This window comes from Pelistega ratti (genome assembly GCF_009833965.1).
In the GTDB taxonomy this organism is placed as follows: Bacteria; Pseudomonadota; Gammaproteobacteria; order Burkholderiales; family Burkholderiaceae_B; genus Taylorella; species Taylorella ratti.
The window spans coordinates 2030960-2047757 of the sequence record NZ_CP047165.1 but is presented as its reverse complement, the minus strand read 5'-3'; the positions used below and the strand labels follow the sequence as shown (position 1 = coordinate 2047757).

14 protein-coding genes and 6 tRNA genes are annotated in these 16798 nt (G+C 37.4%); 4 read left to right on the top strand and 16 right to left on the bottom strand.

What is annotated here, in order from left to right; all coding sequences use genetic code 11:
* Positions 1-470 precede the first annotated feature (470 nt).
* From F9B76_RS08925 to lnt, 4 genes are all read left to right on the top strand, one after another.
* Entirely contained in the window at positions 471-968 is a 498-nt protein-coding gene (locus tag F9B76_RS08925; RefSeq protein WP_159991797.1) for a LuxR C-terminal-related transcriptional regulator, read from the top strand.
* 131 nt (positions 969-1099) lie between these two features.
* Positions 1100-1300, top strand: a complete 201-nt coding sequence (locus tag F9B76_RS08920) for a LuxR C-terminal-related transcriptional regulator (RefSeq protein WP_159991796.1) — start codon at positions 1100-1102, stop codon at positions 1298-1300.
* 281 nt (positions 1301-1581) lie between these two features.
* Entirely contained in the window at positions 1582-2481 is a 900-nt protein-coding gene (locus tag F9B76_RS08915) for an HlyC/CorC family transporter (protein ID WP_159992178.1), read from the top strand.
* Entirely contained in the window at positions 2481-4052 is a 1572-nt protein-coding gene (gene lnt, locus F9B76_RS08910) for an apolipoprotein N-acyltransferase (RefSeq protein ID WP_159991795.1), read from the top strand. The genes F9B76_RS08915 and lnt overlap by 1 nt, the downstream gene beginning before the upstream one ends.
* Positions 4053-4292: 240 nt before the next feature.
* On the opposite strand, the gene F9B76_RS08905 is transcribed toward lnt, so the two are convergent.
* From F9B76_RS08905 to F9B76_RS08830, 16 genes are all read right to left on the bottom strand, one after another.
* Positions 4293-4369: transfer RNA gene (locus F9B76_RS08905), tRNA-Asp, on the bottom strand.
* A gap of 32 nt (positions 4370-4401) precedes the next feature.
* A tRNA-Glu gene (locus F9B76_RS08900) sits at positions 4402-4477 on the bottom strand.
* A gap of 17 nt (positions 4478-4494) precedes the next feature.
* A tRNA-Asp gene (locus tag F9B76_RS08895) sits at positions 4495-4571 on the bottom strand.
* Positions 4572-4626: 55 nt separating this feature from the next.
* Positions 4627-4702, bottom strand: a tRNA-Glu gene (locus tag F9B76_RS08890).
* A gap of 58 nt (positions 4703-4760) precedes the next feature.
* Positions 4761-4836: transfer RNA gene (locus F9B76_RS08885), tRNA-Ala, on the bottom strand.
* 596 nt (positions 4837-5432) lie between these two features.
* On the bottom strand, positions 5433-5792 hold the full coding sequence (locus F9B76_RS08880) for an MOSC N-terminal beta barrel domain-containing protein (protein WP_159991794.1): 360 nt from the start codon (positions 5790-5792) through the stop codon (positions 5433-5435).
* Between the two features lie 204 nt (positions 5793-5996).
* Complete coding sequence (locus F9B76_RS08875; RefSeq protein ID WP_159991793.1) at positions 5997-8399, bottom strand: AsmA family protein; 2403 nt, start codon at positions 8397-8399, stop codon at positions 5997-5999.
* A gap of 80 nt (positions 8400-8479) precedes the next feature.
* Positions 8480-9571: a redox-regulated ATPase YchF gene (gene ychF, locus F9B76_RS08870; RefSeq protein ID WP_159991792.1), complete on the bottom strand. Its 1092-nt coding sequence runs from the start codon at positions 9569-9571 to the stop codon at positions 8480-8482.
* 35 nt (positions 9572-9606) lie between these two features.
* Positions 9607-10374: a CPBP family glutamic-type intramembrane protease gene (locus F9B76_RS08865; RefSeq protein ID WP_159991791.1), complete on the bottom strand. Its 768-nt coding sequence runs from the start codon at positions 10372-10374 to the stop codon at positions 9607-9609.
* On the bottom strand, positions 10371-10964 hold the full coding sequence (pth, locus tag F9B76_RS08860) for an aminoacyl-tRNA hydrolase (RefSeq protein WP_159991790.1): 594 nt from the start codon (positions 10962-10964) through the stop codon (positions 10371-10373). The genes F9B76_RS08865 and pth overlap by 4 nt, the downstream gene beginning before the upstream one ends.
* A gap of 166 nt (positions 10965-11130) precedes the next feature.
* On the bottom strand, positions 11131-11742 hold the full coding sequence (locus tag F9B76_RS08855; protein WP_159991789.1) for a 50S ribosomal protein L25/general stress protein Ctc: 612 nt from the start codon (positions 11740-11742) through the stop codon (positions 11131-11133).
* 108 nt (positions 11743-11850) lie between these two features.
* Positions 11851-12801: a ribose-phosphate pyrophosphokinase gene (locus tag F9B76_RS08850; protein ID WP_163764842.1), complete on the bottom strand. Its 951-nt coding sequence runs from the start codon at positions 12799-12801 to the stop codon at positions 11851-11853.
* Positions 12802-12885: 84 nt separating this feature from the next.
* A tRNA-Gln gene (locus F9B76_RS08845) sits at positions 12886-12962 on the bottom strand.
* A 281-nt stretch (positions 12963-13243) separates the two neighbouring features.
* Positions 13244-14116, bottom strand: a complete 873-nt coding sequence (gene ispE / locus F9B76_RS08840) for a 4-(cytidine 5'-diphospho)-2-C-methyl-D-erythritol kinase (RefSeq protein ID WP_159991787.1) — start codon at positions 14114-14116, stop codon at positions 13244-13246.
* Between the two features lie 146 nt (positions 14117-14262).
* Positions 14263-14841: a lipoprotein insertase outer membrane protein LolB gene (gene lolB / locus F9B76_RS08835; protein WP_159991786.1), complete on the bottom strand. Its 579-nt coding sequence runs from the start codon at positions 14839-14841 to the stop codon at positions 14263-14265.
* Positions 14841-16796 carry a tetratricopeptide repeat protein gene (locus F9B76_RS08830; RefSeq protein ID WP_159991785.1) on the bottom strand — a complete coding sequence of 652 codons (1956 nt, stop codon included), beginning with the start codon at positions 16794-16796 and terminating at the stop codon, positions 14841-14843. The genes lolB and F9B76_RS08830 overlap by 1 nt, the downstream gene beginning before the upstream one ends.
* Positions 16797-16798 lie beyond the last annotated feature (2 nt).

Here is a 16798-nt window from a genome sequence, read left to right as displayed (position 1 = left end):
CTAATGCAAGCAATAAGTGATTGATTACACGCTACTTGTAACTATTTGTTTTATTCTTATAATCCTCTATACCTAAAAACCACTACTGGTCTAAATCGATATCAAAATGTCCTATATTAACCACTTTCATCGACTTACCCATTCCCTTTTTTGTCCATAACAATCTACGGCACAAACCTCTTTTCCACCTCTCTCCACTAGGATATTATTAGCCTACTTCTCAAAAAGCCTATAGAGAAAGCCTTTTCTTTGTGTTAGATTAGGGGCTGTTAATAGCGTGTTTTTATCTTTATAGCAAAAAATAGGATTACTTTTTATCATTTTTGTGTGGAAAATCGCTTTCGTAAAATCGCGACAAAATCCCCCCTTTTTCCACGGATTGGTTTGAGCCCAAACAGTCTGCTATAACCGATAAAACAACAGATTACCCCTTTGATAAATTCAGGCAATGATAGCGAACAGGAGAGATTATGCAAGACGAGATATGGGATCAATTTGAGTTATGCCATCAACTCACTATAAAAGAAAAACAAGTCATGTGGTTAATCGTGCTAGGTGTTCCCACGCGTAATATTGCCCTAATATTAGAATGCTCTTCTCGAACGGTTGAATACCACCGAAAGCATATCTTGAAAAAACTAAATCTTCATAGCACATTAGCCCTATCCATATTTATTAAGCATCTCCTACGCACACCTCCTAGCCCCGCCAAAGAAAGACTTTTTGTTGAAAAAACACACCGTCTTTTGTATCACACCAACAAAGAAACACCAGACCATACCATATGGCATCCGTTTTATGATGCTAGTACCTCATCAATCGCTGCCCTCGCTGAAAGCAGTACCGATACATATCAACCCAGTGGAACGCTCTCTGAACAACTTCAACAGCAAGCACAGCGATATATCGCCAATGCAACAACCCCCTCTACGCCTGTTCCCCCTAATAAACCACCTCGCAAGAAATAAACTCATCTTCTCACTATATTATTAACACAACAAGTATTGCTCTATTTATTTACTATATTGAATAAGATGATTGTTTTCTCTCACTAAATAAATTATTACTACCGTATAACTTTTATCAATAGAGGTATATTATGCCAACTCACTCTCATTTTTTAGATGTCCTCACTCCCAGAGAAAAAGAAGTTATGTGGTTAGTATCACAAGGCACTCAAAATAAAGCTATTGCTCTTTTATTAGGCTGTTCTATTCGTACCGTTGAAGCGCACCGGGCAAGAATTTTTAAAAAACTCAATGTTCGTAATGCCGTTGAGCTAGCACTTAAATTAAAATAGCTATCACCCTACAAATAGCTATCATTGTTTATCACAGCAAAGTATCTTCTTTCCCCTCAACCATCAATAAGTATCATTACCTTTAGCCTCTTTATACTTACGTCATTTTCATTATTCAATGTATTTTTACTACAAAAAATACACCTTATATCCATTACCTTTTACTTAAAATGAGGTTATTTGACGACAACCTTAAATAAATTATATGTAAATTTACTTTTTTAACCAAAATTCTTTCATTTTAGGTTATGCTTAAACTTCCATTAACTCGACGTCCAGAGATGTCAACAGAACCTTATCCGTCCGCAGTAGCCGAATCGGACAAAATCAAAACGGCTAAAAAATCTTTCTCTCAACGACTAACACAAAAAGTGAAAGGGCTCTTCAGCTTACAGCATGAGCCGGAAGATAGAGAAGATATTAATGAAATATTAACCAGTGCTCATACGCGAGGCATTATTGATCAAGACGTTTATAAGATGGTCTTGGGTTCAATTTCTTTTTCAGAAAAAATTGCTAGCGATATTATGGTTTCTCGCTCAAAAATGGATTGTATTGATATCAATCAGCCCATTAAAGAGTTAGTACCTTTTATTATTGAGACAGCACATTCTCGTTTTCCTGTTTATGAGGACGAACGAGATAATATTATTGGCTTACTTCTTGCCAAGGATTTACTTCGCTATGTGGTAAATCCTGACTTAGATATTCGTTCCTTAATTCGACCCGCCTATTTTGTACCAGAGACAAAACCACTTAATAATTTGATGCAAGAGTTTAAAACAACACGCAATCATATTGCTCTAGTGGTCGATGAATACGGCAGTCTAACAGGCTTAGTCACTATGGAAGACTTGCTTGAACAAATTGTAGGTGAAATTGAAGATGAATATGATGAAGAGGCAGAACAGACTATTTTCCCAGAGTCAGCTCATAGCTGGCGAGTAATGGGGATTAGTATGATACGCAACCTCAATGAAGAATTAAAAAGTCATATTCCTGAAGATGAACATGACACCATTGGTGGTTGGCTAGCCTCTACACTTGACCATATTCCTAAACGGGGCGATACCTATACTTTTGAAAACTTAACCTTTAAAGTTTTAAGAGCTGATGAAAAAAGGGCGCTATGGATTCATATCCGTAGAACACCTACATCACCAGCCGAATATAATGAGTAATGATGTATTGGATTATCTTATTAACGATGGGCGTTTTACACGCCCAATCTTTTTCAGCAAATACTAATATCGCCTCCCCTCTTCAACTGATTACATTAGCCGTTTTATTCTTTTATATCCTTAAAAGTCAGCATAAATGGCAAGCTGTTAAATACAGCTTTATCTTTTCGATAGCATCTTTTTGTTCAGGTATTTACTGGCTTTATATCAGCATGAATACCTATGGTAATTTGCCCCCTCCCTTAGCTGCAGGTGGTGTTTTTTTATTATCGTGCTACCTTTGTTTGTATCCTGCTTTTGCTAGTTTTATATTTAAATATATTAACCCTAAAGTATCTATCTATGCCACCTTATTGTTGGCTACCACATGGGCAACAGGGGAATGGTTAAGAGCAACACTACTCACGGGATTTCCTTGGTTAAATATTGCTTATGCTCATGTTGATAGCCCTTTAAGTGCTTGGACAACTTTATGGGGTACATATGGTCTTGCTTTTCTTATCGCATGGATAGCCAGCTTACTGGCCTTATGCTTTATTTATATAAAACAATCTTCTATCCAGAAAGTGGGAATACCTGCTCTTATTATTTTCAGTATCATTAGTATAGGTAAGGGGCTACAATATATTGATTGGTCTGTTCCCATTCAAGATCCTCTTTCTGTACGCCTAGTGCAAGGCAATATTGATCAGCATGAGAAATTCCACCCTACTACAAAATATAGTAGTATGATGAAAAACTTTACGCTCGCCGCACAAGAGACCACCAATAAGGATAGCCCACCTCAAATTGTTATTTTCCCAGAAACCATTATCCCCTCTTTTCAATTTCAGTTACCTATTGAATTTTGGGAAAGTATTATTCAGCAAGCAAGAACACAACAAAGTCATTACCTCATTGGAACACCATACCTTATAGATACAGCCGAAAAATCTTTAATAACCAATAGTGTTATTCTTCTTAACGGACAAACACAAGCCAATGATATTTATGCAGGACATCATATTCAACACTATGACAAACAGCATCTTGTACCCTTTGGGGAATATATTCCTTATGGTTTTCAATGGTTTGTTAATGCATTAGGCATCCCTTTAGGGAATTTTGATATTGGCACTCATCGACAAGATAATTTTATTATTCATAATCAAGTTTTTGCTGCCAATATTTGTTATGAAGATATTTTTGGCGATGAACTATTAGATAGCTTATTCCCCTACCAAAAGGAAAATAAGCAAATCGACCCCGGTGCTACGATTCTATTTAATATTAGTAACCTTGCTTGGTTTGGTGATAGTGCAGCACTTCACCAACATCTTCAAATGGCAAGAATGCGTGCTATTGAGACAGCAAGACCTATACTACGGGCAACCAATACGGGTGCAACCGCCCATATTAATGAAAAAGGTGTTGTGCTTGCAAGTCTTCCGTATCTCTCCGCAGGCATATTGGATGTAGAAGCGCAAGGAATGAGTGGACTTACCCCATACGCTTATGGGAAAAACTACCCATTTTTACTATTAATGGGGATTATATTGATATTCGCTTTCTATAAACGAAAAAATAAATAGCTTATTCATTACTAAAGGTATTTTTATGTATTGCCCCATTTAGGGAATAGGCTATTTTGCTGTATAGCCTTACTATTTCACCAATAAGATTGGCGTATTACATCTTTTTATCTATTTTATCGGTAAGTTACTATTAATATAGAAAAAGTTGTAATGCGTAGGATTAATTAGCAAGCTATCTAGATTTGCTATGGGATAAAAAGAAAAACCTCATTGCAATATGCAATGAGGTCTTATTTTTGGCGGAGCGGACGGGGCTCGAACCCGCGACCCCCGGCGTGACAGGCCGGTATTCTAACCAACTGAACTACCGCTCCAAAACGGTATTATGTCTTGCCACTATAATGAGTGGCGTCCCCTAGGGGATTCGAACCCCTGTACCCACCGTGAAAGGGTGGTGTCCTAGGCCTCTAGACGAAGGGGACTTGGACAATATAATAAGTGGCGGAGCGGACGGGGCTCGAACCCGCGACCCCCGGCGTGACAGGCCGGTATTCTAACCAACTGAACTACCGCTCCGCAGCGATAAACCTTGCTTAACACTATCCTTGGTTAGTAGGATAAACAGTCTAACTGGCGTCCCCTAGGGGATTCGAACCCCTGTACCCACCGTGAAAGGGTGGTGTCCTAGGCCTCTAGACGAAGGGGACTGTACTGTGTCAAGACCATAACTATAACATAGTTATCTTATAAAAAGCAAGCACTTTTTGGTGGAGGTAAGCGGGATCGAACCGCTGACCTCTTGCATGCCATGCAAGCGCTCTACCAACTGAGCTATACCCCCAAGCAAATTGCTTGAATGGGTGATAGTATTATGAAAGGATAAGCACTGTCAATATTTTTAGATAAAAACGATGATCTATAAAGGATTTATGTTGGAAACCTGCTACTTTTTTGGCAGAATAGACCTTAATGTAAGGGTATTTTAATATATAAATAAAAAAGCATCATCTTTAAAAAGAGGTGTTTAAATGATTAAAAATTTTCTTAAATAAATATTTATTTGTTGCTAATCAACAACATTGTAATTTCATATTATTTATTTATGCCATTATCCTCTTTATTAATACAGCATATTACCTATTCGATTTAATTCAAAATATAGGGGAGCGCTATTTCATTAAGCTATGTTGACTGCTTATTATTAAAAGAGACAACTTTATCCGTCTATTAAGCATTATTTCTCTTAAAAAGGCTAATTGACTACAACCCTATCTTTTTGCATAAACCTCTTTAATTTACAATGACTTATTTTTATAGACTAATATAACAGTCAATCTACTACAGCCCTTTTTATATTACCTAATTTCTAATATATATCGTTATATTTTTTGTTGAATAGACTATTTCATTCGACTTTTACAAAAAATAGAAAAATAACTATATACCGTAAGGAAATAATTTCATTAGTCGAAGTGGTTGATTAAAAAAAACACTAAACCATTGTGCTGCTAAATCTCCCTCACTCACGGCTTTTATCTTTTCACCAAAGACATCTATATCCTCAAAAGCACTCTCGTCATCTTCCTCTACTTCCAAGGGAATATCCAAGCGTAGCATACCTTCTGCCTGAATTACAAGATAACCAAACTTTGTATCAATCCTTATTTTTTTTAGTAAAGGATTATCTTTGGTGAATGCTTGCTGATCTGCTGTCACAATCAACCAACGAGATTGATAACGTTCATCAACTGTACGATGCATTATTGCAGGACATTGAATAATAGGGGTATATAACATTTTACAGATACGATACAAATTGTTTTTACAAAAAGAATGATTAATAGGTTAATAATTTAGTCATTATTCCTCAATCACCATACCTTAATATGACTATACGATTAAATAGCCAGATACTTTTAAGATAAGCTAAATCATACATAAGCATACTACCAAAATATTACTCAAATGAAACATTTTTTAGCCTATCGATCAAAACCTATACTATTTCACCAAATTATCTACCTGTAATTTTGCATTTAAAGCAGATAGTTGTCCAAAAATAAGTACAGGTAATGATACACTTTTCACATCAGCCACTACCTTTCCTTTTTTAACTTTAAACGCTTTTTTAGTTTTTAATGTTGAGGGTAAATACAAATATTGCATATCCATATGGTAATTAGCAAAGTCTGGTTTAGCTGATAAGGTAAATACGGGTGAAAGTATCTCTAATTGATTGATTTGCAATTGTTTATTATTTAACCGACCATCAAATGTCATCCGATCAAAGGGTGTTTGAGCACCATCTACCCAAACAAAAGGAGCTGATAATTCCCATGGGTCAATGTAATCATCGGGGTGATTTAATATGGCATCAACATCGATACCATTAAAATGTCCCTTAGTCGCGGTTAATTTAATCTCTGCCTGTAAATGCTCTCGTAATACTTGTTCTGTTTCTCCAAAAGAAGAAAAAAGTATATTAGCATCAGCTGTACCATTCATAATAGGTGATACATTCATATCACGGAACACAGTATCTAATTGTAGATTGGATAGTTTTATATCGCCTTTAAGCGTTTGTTTACCCAAGGCATATTCACCATTTGCATAGAGATCACCATTAAATAGCTTGGCTCTTACTGATTTCACTTCAATATCATGATGATTAAAGTTGAGGGTCGCCCCCAAATGCTCAAGTGTCATATCATCATAAAATACTTGTTTAAAGTTAAATGTACCAACACCACTTAATCGAGAAAGTAATTCTTGCTTAAATGTTAATGTAGGGCGAGAAGCTGATATAACACTTTCTGGCACAACAACTTCTGTACGGTTATCCGATATTGTCTGAGCGCGCTCTATTTGCTGTCTATCAGAAGAAGAGCTTGCTAAACCACTTAATGGTAAGCGTATATCCTCTAAAAAGGCTTTTAAATCAAGCTTTTCACCTGATACATCAAAAAATACTTTAGGGTGAAATAAATTATGGATACTGCCTTTTACATCAACATTACCAGGTGGCAATTGAGCTGTTAGGAAGAATTGACTTTTTTGATCTCGTACATAGGTCTGTACATTTCCTCGCAAGGGAATAGTTTGCTCTCCTTTTGCTTGCTCACGAAGACTTAATTCTCCTTCAATAGAGGGCAATGCAATTAACTGCTCTAATAAAGAAATCGTACCAGGTGATTGTAGATTAATTGCCAATGATCGCTCAGGTGCAATATAGTAAATACCTGATAAATTGATATTATCGACATTTAATTCGCTGGCTGTACCTGTTATTTTTTCTAATGAAAAGGCTAAATTTGCCCGTTGTACATTACTACTTAATGTCAGCTCTCCACGCAACGGATCCCCCCCTGCTTGTGAGGGTGAAATATTTAACGTAGGCGCACTTAATTCTAGCGACAATCCCTGGCTATCTTTACGCTCTAAAGTAGAATTTAATTTAAATCCATTAAGAACAAGGCTTAATCTAGGTATATTATATTCAAGTGTTGGTGCAACTAGATTAGTTGTAAACTGTTTAATATTAGACGTATCTGTTCCTTGACCACGAACACTAACATCTATATCTGTCCCTGTTAAGGCATCTGCTAGCACATCAATAACAACATTACCTTTAACCGTAGCCTGATTAAGATTAAGCTGATCCCATTGTCCTTTAAAATTCGCTTCTAGGCGATTAAAAGCATAGCGTTTAGCAATAGGATCTAGTGACATTAACCCATTTATTTCTAATTGACTCTTTAGTTGTGGCTTATCACCTACCACATCGGCTGTTAAGCTCAAATCAAAGGCTTGTCCAGCGGTGATACGCCCCGTTCTAATGGTCATATTGTTTAGTTGGGTTTGACTATTAAATTTTCCATCTTTATAGATTATTTGACCATCATTGAGTGTAAGACCTGCAATATCAATTTTAAAGTCAGTATTCGCCACACGCTCTTCAAGAGAGGTGTTTTTAGAGGAGGCTATCTCTTGTTGCTGAAATAAAGAATAACGGATTAAATCTTCAAAATTAAAATTACCTTGCTCATCTCGACTAATGGTTGTTGTAAAACCGTTTACATCAAGATGATCCACTAAAAACCGATTACTTATCAACGGCCATAAAGCAACCGCCATACGAGCCGTTTTGACTTCAGTAAAAATAATGGGACTATTAGGCTCAGATAAAGCAATATCATTAACGGTCAGCCCTATCCGGGGAAATAAGGATAATTCAATCTTACCATTGACCACTAATTCTCGGTTGTACTGTTCTTTCACCATCTTTGCGAGCTTATCTTTATATGCTGATGGGTCAAAATTTAAAATAAAAATCGCTATCCCAATAAAGGCAGCAATTAAACACACGACACAACCGATAACAATTCGCTTAAACCACTTTTTCATGTATATCTAGCCTTTTAGCCAATTTTTACTACTATTGCTGGCACAAAAGGGATCATTCAATCCCTTTTGTACTGACGCTACTACACATTAAATAAGAAATTTAATACATCTCCATCTTTTACGATATATTCTTTTCCTTCAGCGCGCATCTTACCTGCTTCTTTTGCCCCTTGCTCACCTTTATACTGAATAAAGTCTTCATAAGCAATGGTTTGTGCACGGATAAAGCCTCGCTCAAAATCAGAGTGAATAACACCTGCTGCTTTAGGTGCTGTATCACCAATATGGATTGTCCAAGCACGCACTTCTTTTACACCTGCGGTAAAGTAAGTTTGTAGCCCTAATAATTTAAATCCAGCACGAATCACACGATTAAGTCCCGGCTCATCCATACCCATGTCAGCAAGGAACATTTCTTTATCTTCGTCTTCTAAATCAGCAATTTCTGCTTCAATCGCTGCACATACCGCTACAACAGGAGCATTTTCTGCTGCGGCATATTGCTGAACAGCCGTGAGATGAGGATTATCCTGAAAACCATCTTCTTTAACATTTGCTACATACATAGCTGGTTTTGCAGTGATAAACCCATAAGGTTTTAATAAGGCTAATTCTTCTGGATCTAATCCAATTGAACGAATAGCTTTCGCCTCATTTAAAACAGGAACAATTTTCTCAAGCACCGCTACCAGTTTCTGTGCCTCTTTATCGCCTGCTCGTGCTACTTTTTGTGATTTTAATAAGGCTTTTTCTGCACTTGCTAAATCTGCTAAAGCTAATTCTGTATTAATTACTTCAATATCATTGATTGGATCAATTTTACCTGCTACGTGTACGACATTGGCATCTTCAAAACAACGCACAACATGAACAACCGCATCTGTTTCTCGGATATTGGCTAAAAATTGATTACCCAAACCCTCACCTTTAGAAGCCCCCGCCACAAGCCCTGCAATATCCACAAATTCTACTGTTGCAGGTAAAATACGTTCAGGTTTAACAATTTCTGCTAATTTTTTGAGACGATCATCAGGTACTTCAACAATACCAACATTAGGTTCAATCGTACAGAACGGGTAATTTTCTGCTGCAATACCTGCTTTGGTTAATGCATTAAAAAGCGTTGATTTTCCAACATTGGGTAAACCCACAATCCCACATTGTAAAGCCATAATTATCCTTAAAATAAATTGTTTTTAGTCTATCTTTAGAAAAATATCAAAGACACTTGTTCTAAAGGTAAAAATGTTTTGATTAACCACGCAAATAGTACGGGAATACCGTTAAAAAGGGAATGCATCACTACAGCACAAGCAAAGCTATCCCTGACACGCATCCACGCTAATACTAACCCTGATAGCCATTGTGGTAAAATCAGCAATGGTAATAATAAAAATGATATGCCTTGTTTGAAATCATAATTACCCAAGTGCATCATAGCAAATAGCAATACAGAGCCATGAAAAAACCAAGGGAAATAATGTCGATACCAACGGCGCCATTTAAAAGGTAATGCTTGCTTATTCCCTGTCTGACGCGATAAATCTAAAATCAGTAATAAGCTCAATAATACCACAACAATCCCTATACTTAACACCCCTCGTCCCATCAAGATAACACTTGTTAGCAAAGGTACGATATACAAAGCCATTTTAGGTTTTCTTAATCCAAATCGGAAAAGGAATTCCTCAACAATAGGTGCCCAGATAGCAGCTAATAAAAAAAGATAGGGAATATTAATATTCAATCGATTACTTGCACCTATTTGTGTTGCCACTACTAAAGCAATAGGGCCAAATATAAAAATATTAACAGTTAACAGAAAAAAGACCCATTTCAACAACAACCGAAAAGGCGTATGAATTTTAATAATATCATTCCACCAACCATCACCTATTCGATAGGGTAAGCGATAATTTAAATGAGGATGGCGAATATAATGTAGAAAACTTTTTAAATCTTCCTTAAATGTCATGTTGCCGTTTCCTTTGGTTCTGCTAAAGAACGAGATGCTAAATTCTTATCCCCTTTTAATAAAGCCGATACAGCTACTCTTGAGCGTCTTAATGCTTCTTCAAGTAAAGGCATATCTTCTTTACGAGGAGGGTGTAACACATAATCCGCCACTTGCTGACTTAATCCTAATGCTCTTGGATGTCCCACCCCAATACGAAGACGCCAAAAATCAGGGCTTCCCATTTGAGCTTGTATATCACGCAATCCATTATGACCTGCATGACCGCCCCCTCTTTTTAACTTTACTTGCCCTGAAGGAATATCTAACTCATCATGTAACACAAGGATTTCTTCTACAGGGATTTTATAAAACTGTGCTACTGCTCGAACAGACTGCCCCGAACGGTTCATATAGGTAGAAGGTTTAAGGATATAGAGATTTCCCTCTATCGTTTTAGTCTTAGCAAGTTGCCCAAAAAAACCTGATTCTACGGTAAAACTTGCTTTAACATCTTCTGCCAATTGATCAGCCAACCAAAACCCCACATTATGACGCGTTGCCTCATACTGTGGGCCAGGGTTTCCTAATCCTACAATTAAACGAATCATTGTTAATAGCACTCCTTATTTCTTCCATTGAATATACAATATGGGAGAACACATTTTATCCCAGATTACAGATTAGAAAACGCTGTTTATATAAATAATTTTTATGTAGAAAACCCCCGTGATGCCACGGGGGTCTATGATAGATGAATATGTAAGGCTAAATTAATTATTCAGCACTTGCTTCACCCTCAGCAGATTCTTCAGCATTATCAGCAGAAGCACCTTTTGGTGAAACCGCTGTTGCAACCACAGGATCATCACCGTGGATAACAAACTCAACACCCGCTGGAGCAACAACATTACTTAAATGAACCGCAGCACCATCTTCTAATTTAGATAGATCAACTTCGATGAATTGAGGTAAGTCTTTTGGTAAGCAAGAAATTTCAACTTCATTAAGCACGCGAGAAATATTGTTGCTATATAATTTAACCGCAGGAGACTCTTCTTCATTGATAAAGTGTAGAGGCACTTTAGTGGTGATTTTTTGGTTAGCATCAACGCGTTGGAAATCAATATGTAATACTTGTGGTTTATAAGCATGCCATTGAACGGCACGCAATAACACTGTTTCTACTTTACCATCTAAAACCATTTCTAATACAGATGCGTGGAATTCTTCTTTACGCACGGCATGATAGATTTCATTGTGGTCTAATTCAATACTTAATGCTTCGCCTTTACCACCGTAAACAATACCAGGTAAACGACCAGCACGGCGTAGGCGGCGGCTCGCACTCGATCCTAGAACGCTACGTGTAGTTGCTGTAAATTGCATGGAAAACTCCAAATATAAAAGCGTAAAATACGCTAAAGGTTAAGCTTTGATCTATTCAAAGCAAGAAAAAGGTTGTCACCGCGACCAGTAACAACCCATAAAATCTAATTATTCTGCAAACATTGAGCTAACAGACTCAGCTGTAGAAATACGTAAAATTGTTTCACCCAATAAAGCAGCGGTTGATAACTGACGAATTCTACCACAATCGATTGCGGCTTGCGTAAGCGGAATTGTATCGGTAACAACTAATTCATCAATATCAGAAGTCGAAATACGCTCAATCGCTACACCTGATAACACAGGGTGTGTACAATAAGCATAGACGGCTTTAGCACCACGCTCTTTTAGAGCGGTAGCAGCTTTTGTTAAAGTTCCTGCAGTATCCACCATATCATCCATAATGAGACATGTACGACCTTCGATCTCACCGATAATATTCATCACTTCTGAAACATTAGCACGTGGACGACGTTTATCAATAATGGCTAGCTCTGCCTCTAATTGTTTTGCTAAGGCACGCGCACGAACAACACCGCCAATATCAGGTGATACCACGACTAAATCTTCAAATTTACGCTGTGCAATATCTGCTAATAAAACAGGACTTGCATAAATATTATCTACAGGGATATCGAAGAAACCTTGAATTTGGTCTGCATGTAAGTCCATTGTCAGTACACGATCAACACCAATGCCTTGTAGCATATTAGCAACTACTTTGGCGGTAATTGCTACACGTGCTGAGCGTGGACGGCGATCCTGACGTGCATAACCGAAATAAGGGATAGCGGTTGTGATTGTACCTGCAGAAGCACGACGTAACGCATCAACCATTACCATGATTTCCATTAAATTATCATTAGTAGGTGCACAAGTCGGTTGGAGAACAAAGATATCGCGACCGCGAACGTTTTCGAGAATTTCTACCATCACTTCACCATCGGAAAAACGACCTACCGTCATCTTACCTAATGGCATACCTAAGTGATTAGCTACATCAACGGCAAGCTTAGGATTAGCAGTGCCTGTGAAAATCATGAAATTTTTATCGGACATGATGACGGGGAAGTGATAAAGAATTAACAATAAAAAAACCGCTTACCTAACAACCTCAAAGGAGTAGCATAAACGGTCATTGGTTGGCTGGGGCGGAAGGATTCGAACCTTCGCATGCCGGAATCAAAATCCGGTGCCTTAACCAGCTTGGCGACGCCCCAACACTTTCTTTTTATCAAGACTGCTTAAATTGCCTGCCTGATAAGAACTAAATTATGCAGTATTTTTTATTTTTTGAAAAGCCCTTTTTAGAGAAAAATATATTTTTTAGTTGTTTTGTTGGTTTAAAGCAACAATTTATATCCTATTCTATAAATACTTAAAAAATATTGAAACCATAGCCCCACTTTTATAACTATTCTAAAAGCACAAAGAAATAGTGATTAACCCAGCGAGTTTTCTGGAGCGAAGCAAAAGCACTATTCTTCCAAAAATACAAAAACTACCCTAATGCCTTCACCACAAAAAGTGCCTGAATAGCTAGATCAGAAGGATTATCCCATGACTCTATTTGCTGTTTAGCCTTTTCAGCCGCTTCTTTTGATAAAAAGGGCATAAAAAAACAAGACCCCGATCCCGTCATTCTAAAATGAAACCCTGCCTCTCGCAAAGCATCTATTAAAATACGCAAGCTCGGAAAAATAGCAAGAGCAACAGGTTCTAAATCATTTCGAGCAACATATTGCCCCTTTTCTAATGATTCACGCAAAACTACCAATTCACTCATCGATAAATGCGGACTATGACGAACCAAATCTGGCGACTTAAAAATCTGTGCGGTAGGAATGGATAAAGCAGGCCGTAAAATAAGATAATAGATAGGTTTTAAAGGATAAGATTGAAGTAACTCCCCTATCCCTTGAGCAATAGCCGTTTGACCAAAAATAAAAAATGGTACATCTGCCCCTAATTGCACCCCGAGATGGATCAATTCCTCTTGTGATAGACCTGTTTCCCATAATTGATTAAGCACTTTAAGTGTAGTAGCCGCATCACTTGACCCACCACCAAGCCCTGCACCAGAGGGGATACGTTTAAGAACTTGAATACCTACCCCCTTGGTAACACATGTCGTTTTTTGTAATAGCTGTGCTGCACGAATCACTAAATCCTGTTCTTCAGGAATCCCCTCTATCTCATTTATACGATAAATTCGACCATCATCTGTGCACGTAAATGTTAGCGTATCCTCTAAATCAATCAAGGTAAATAGCGATTGTAGTAAATGATAACCATCCGCTCGTTGCCCTGTGATATGTAAAAATAAATTTAATTTGGCGGGTGCTTGTGCTGTAATGCTATGGATAGGAGACAAAATATTTATCCTTTTTATTCAAACTTAAAATAATCCACCATTAATTTAAAGATAAAAGACAATACTATAAGACCTTATATTATCCTTTAAAATATTGTCCTTCTATCTAAAAATATCTCTCTCAACTTTAACCATCTAAAAAATCATTATCGCATCACAATACGAATCGTAATACGCTCAGTCGTCTGATTATTTAATAGATGGAAACGTTTAGGGCCATACTTATCATATTCACTTAATGAAACTGTCCAACCTGCTTGTACAAACTGGCTCAGTTGTTTTTGCTCATTGTATTGTGCCTTTTCTACCGCTATATTCGGCATAGCTTCACCACGAATCCAATATTTCAATCCACTCACAGGAAACTCTCGCCCTAATACATATTTCACCAAAGCATCTGGATTACTTGCTTCTAATCTTTCCTGATTTGCACGAACTAATACCGCATAGTCTGGATACACCATCACTCTTGCCAATACCTGTCCAAGAGGACTACTTAAATCCAATGTTGTTTGTTGTGTTGTCGATAGCCAGTTAAAATTACCTTGTACAGAATCACTATTTCTATCAATTGTTTTATCGTACACCAATACAGCAAATTTCCCTGTACGGTGTAATTGCTCTTCATTAGAAAAAGTATCTTCCTTAACGGGAGATGTTGTTGTACAAGCAGCAAGGGTAATACTTACCCCTATACACAAGTAACGCAATATTTTTTTATACACTACTTCACTCCTAAATTTAACCGTTTTATGGTGTCTTGTAAGACTGTATCTTGTGGGTCGTCTTCTAAGCCCATTTTTAACACTTCTTTTGCTCGTTGCTGGTTACCAAGTGCCATATAAGTATCTGCCAGATGAGCAGCAATCGTTGCTTGTGGTTCTATCTCAAAAGCACGCTCTAAATAACGTAACGCAAAATCATAATTTCTGAGGCGATAATGTAACCACCCCATACTATCTAATACATATGGATTATTGGGATCAAGACGTAAGGCTTGATTTAATAATTCTTTCGCCTCCTCTAAGTTATACTGATGATCCGCAAAAATATAACCTAATGCGTTATAACCCTCTGACATTTGAGGATCTTCTTTAATAATTTCTCTTAATAGTTTTTCTGCTGGCCATAACTCTCCTCTTTTTTCATATAGCATAGCAAGGGCATATTTAATCTCAATATCATCAGGAAATGCCTTTAAAGCCTCATTAAAATAAACAACAGCTTGATCTGTCCGCCCTGATTCATTTAATAGATTACCTCCTAGCCAGAGAAAATTTACTCGACTTTCAGGAAAAGCATCGGCAGCCTTTTCTAATACGGTTAATGCCGTTTTAATCTCGCCTACCTCAACCAAAAGCCTAGCCTTTTCCATGATAACATCTACACCAACTTCCTCTGGAGGAATTAATGCTAGCTGATTAAGGGCTTGACGATATTTCTTCTCTGCCTTGAGAATAACTACCATTAATTTTCTCGCATCCAACAACAGACCATCTGCACTACTACTTTCTTTAGGAAGCGATTTAACTCTTTGTTGTTGAATACTGATATACTGTGTCAGCACCTGACGTGCTTGCACCCACTGCTGTGCATCAAAATGAATTAAAGACTGAAAATATAACAGCTCAAAATCCTCTGGTGCATTTTTTTGCATTTTTTTAATTTCTTGAATAGCCTCTGTATAGCGCCCATCACGACTTAACTCATTAATATAATCAAGGTATAACCGCCGATTCTGTGGATGTTTATGTAAAAAATCACGAACAAAATTCATCCCCTGTACCCGACGTGGGCCCAAGGAAAGACGAAGAATTCGACTTGCTGCCTCAGCAGATTGTCGATCCAAATGAATCGCCTCAAAAGCCTCTTTCCATGCCAAATCCGTATAATTAGCTGCCATAGCAAAATCAGCATAGTAGAGATGATAGGCGGAACGACTGCTAAGTTTTTGCCACTCACTATTAAAAAAAGGAGCGCTTGTTTCTTCAAATAAACGCAAGGCTTTTTCAGCATCTTTTAATTCTTCTAGGATAGACGCATTTAGTAGTAACCGCTCTGATAACGTTTCTCTTGTTGCGGTACGAATATTATCCTGCAAGGTATGAATAAACGCCTCTTCTCTTCCCGTTAATCCTAATAACAGCGCATAAAGCTTACTCACCGATTCATCTTTTACATCACTGTTATAAACGGCTTTTATACCCTCAAACGCTTTTTCGTATTGACCTTGCATATAGTAATAGCTAATTGCCAACTTCGCCGTAGATAACACAACTTTATGATGTAACGTAAAGTTAAGCGCCTTCTGTGCCGCCCATTCATAATGGCCATCGACCATCGCTGCCTCAATAGCTAGCACATGATAAACCTCTTCGGGATCTGTACTATCTTTATCAGGTAAACGCAAACCAAATAATTGCTGAAAATTTTCCTCTAATAGAGAATAAAGATAATCTATTGCAGGCTCTTCTTCCAGCAAATCATCTTCTACCACACTAAGCGTATTGATAAACGCCTCTAGTTGAAAAATACTCTTTTTTATCGGTATTGTAATAGACTTATCCTCTGATGCCTCTACCTTATCAGTATGAGAGACATCAGGGATTTGAGCATACGCAATACCCAACGGTAAGCATATACTCAATAGATAGGTAATAAAACGGTTAATCCTCACCATAT

What these genes read in the sequence shown, in the direction of transcription:
- F9B76_RS08925 (WP_159991797.1), top strand. Translation starts at nt 471, where the DNA reads ATGCAAGACGAGATATGGGATCAATTTGAGTTATGCCATCAACTCACT.
- F9B76_RS08920 (WP_159991796.1), top strand. Translation starts at nt 1,100, where the DNA reads ATGCCAACTCACTCTCATTTTTTAGATGTCCTCACTCCCAGAGAAAAA.
- F9B76_RS08915 (WP_159992178.1), top strand. Translation starts at nt 1,582, where the DNA reads ATGTCAACAGAACCTTATCCGTCCGCAGTAGCCGAATCGGACAAAATC.
- lnt (WP_159991795.1), top strand. Translation starts at nt 2,481, where the DNA reads ATGATGTATTGGATTATCTTATTAACGATGGGCGTTTTACACGCCCAA.
- F9B76_RS08880 (WP_159991794.1), bottom strand. Translation starts at nt 5,792, where the DNA reads ATGTTATATACCCCTATTATTCAATGTCCTGCAATAATGCATCGTACA.
- F9B76_RS08875 (WP_159991793.1), bottom strand. Translation starts at nt 8,399, where the DNA reads ATGAAAAAGTGGTTTAAGCGAATTGTTATCGGTTGTGTCGTGTGTTTA.
- ychF (WP_159991792.1), bottom strand. Translation starts at nt 9,571, where the DNA reads ATGGCTTTACAATGTGGGATTGTGGGTTTACCCAATGTTGGAAAATCA.
- F9B76_RS08865 (WP_159991791.1), bottom strand. Translation starts at nt 10,374, where the DNA reads ATGACATTTAAGGAAGATTTAAAAAGTTTTCTACATTATATTCGCCAT.
- pth (WP_159991790.1), bottom strand. Translation starts at nt 10,964, where the DNA reads ATGATTCGTTTAATTGTAGGATTAGGAAACCCTGGCCCACAGTATGAG.
- F9B76_RS08855 (WP_159991789.1), bottom strand. Translation starts at nt 11,742, where the DNA reads ATGCAATTTACAGCAACTACACGTAGCGTTCTAGGATCGAGTGCGAGC.
- F9B76_RS08850 (WP_163764842.1), bottom strand. Translation starts at nt 12,801, where the DNA reads ATGTCCGATAAAAATTTCATGATTTTCACAGGCACTGCTAATCCTAAG.
- F9B76_RS08830 (WP_159991785.1), bottom strand. Translation starts at nt 16,796, where the DNA reads ATGGTGAGGATTAACCGTTTTATTACCTATCTATTGAGTATATGCTTA.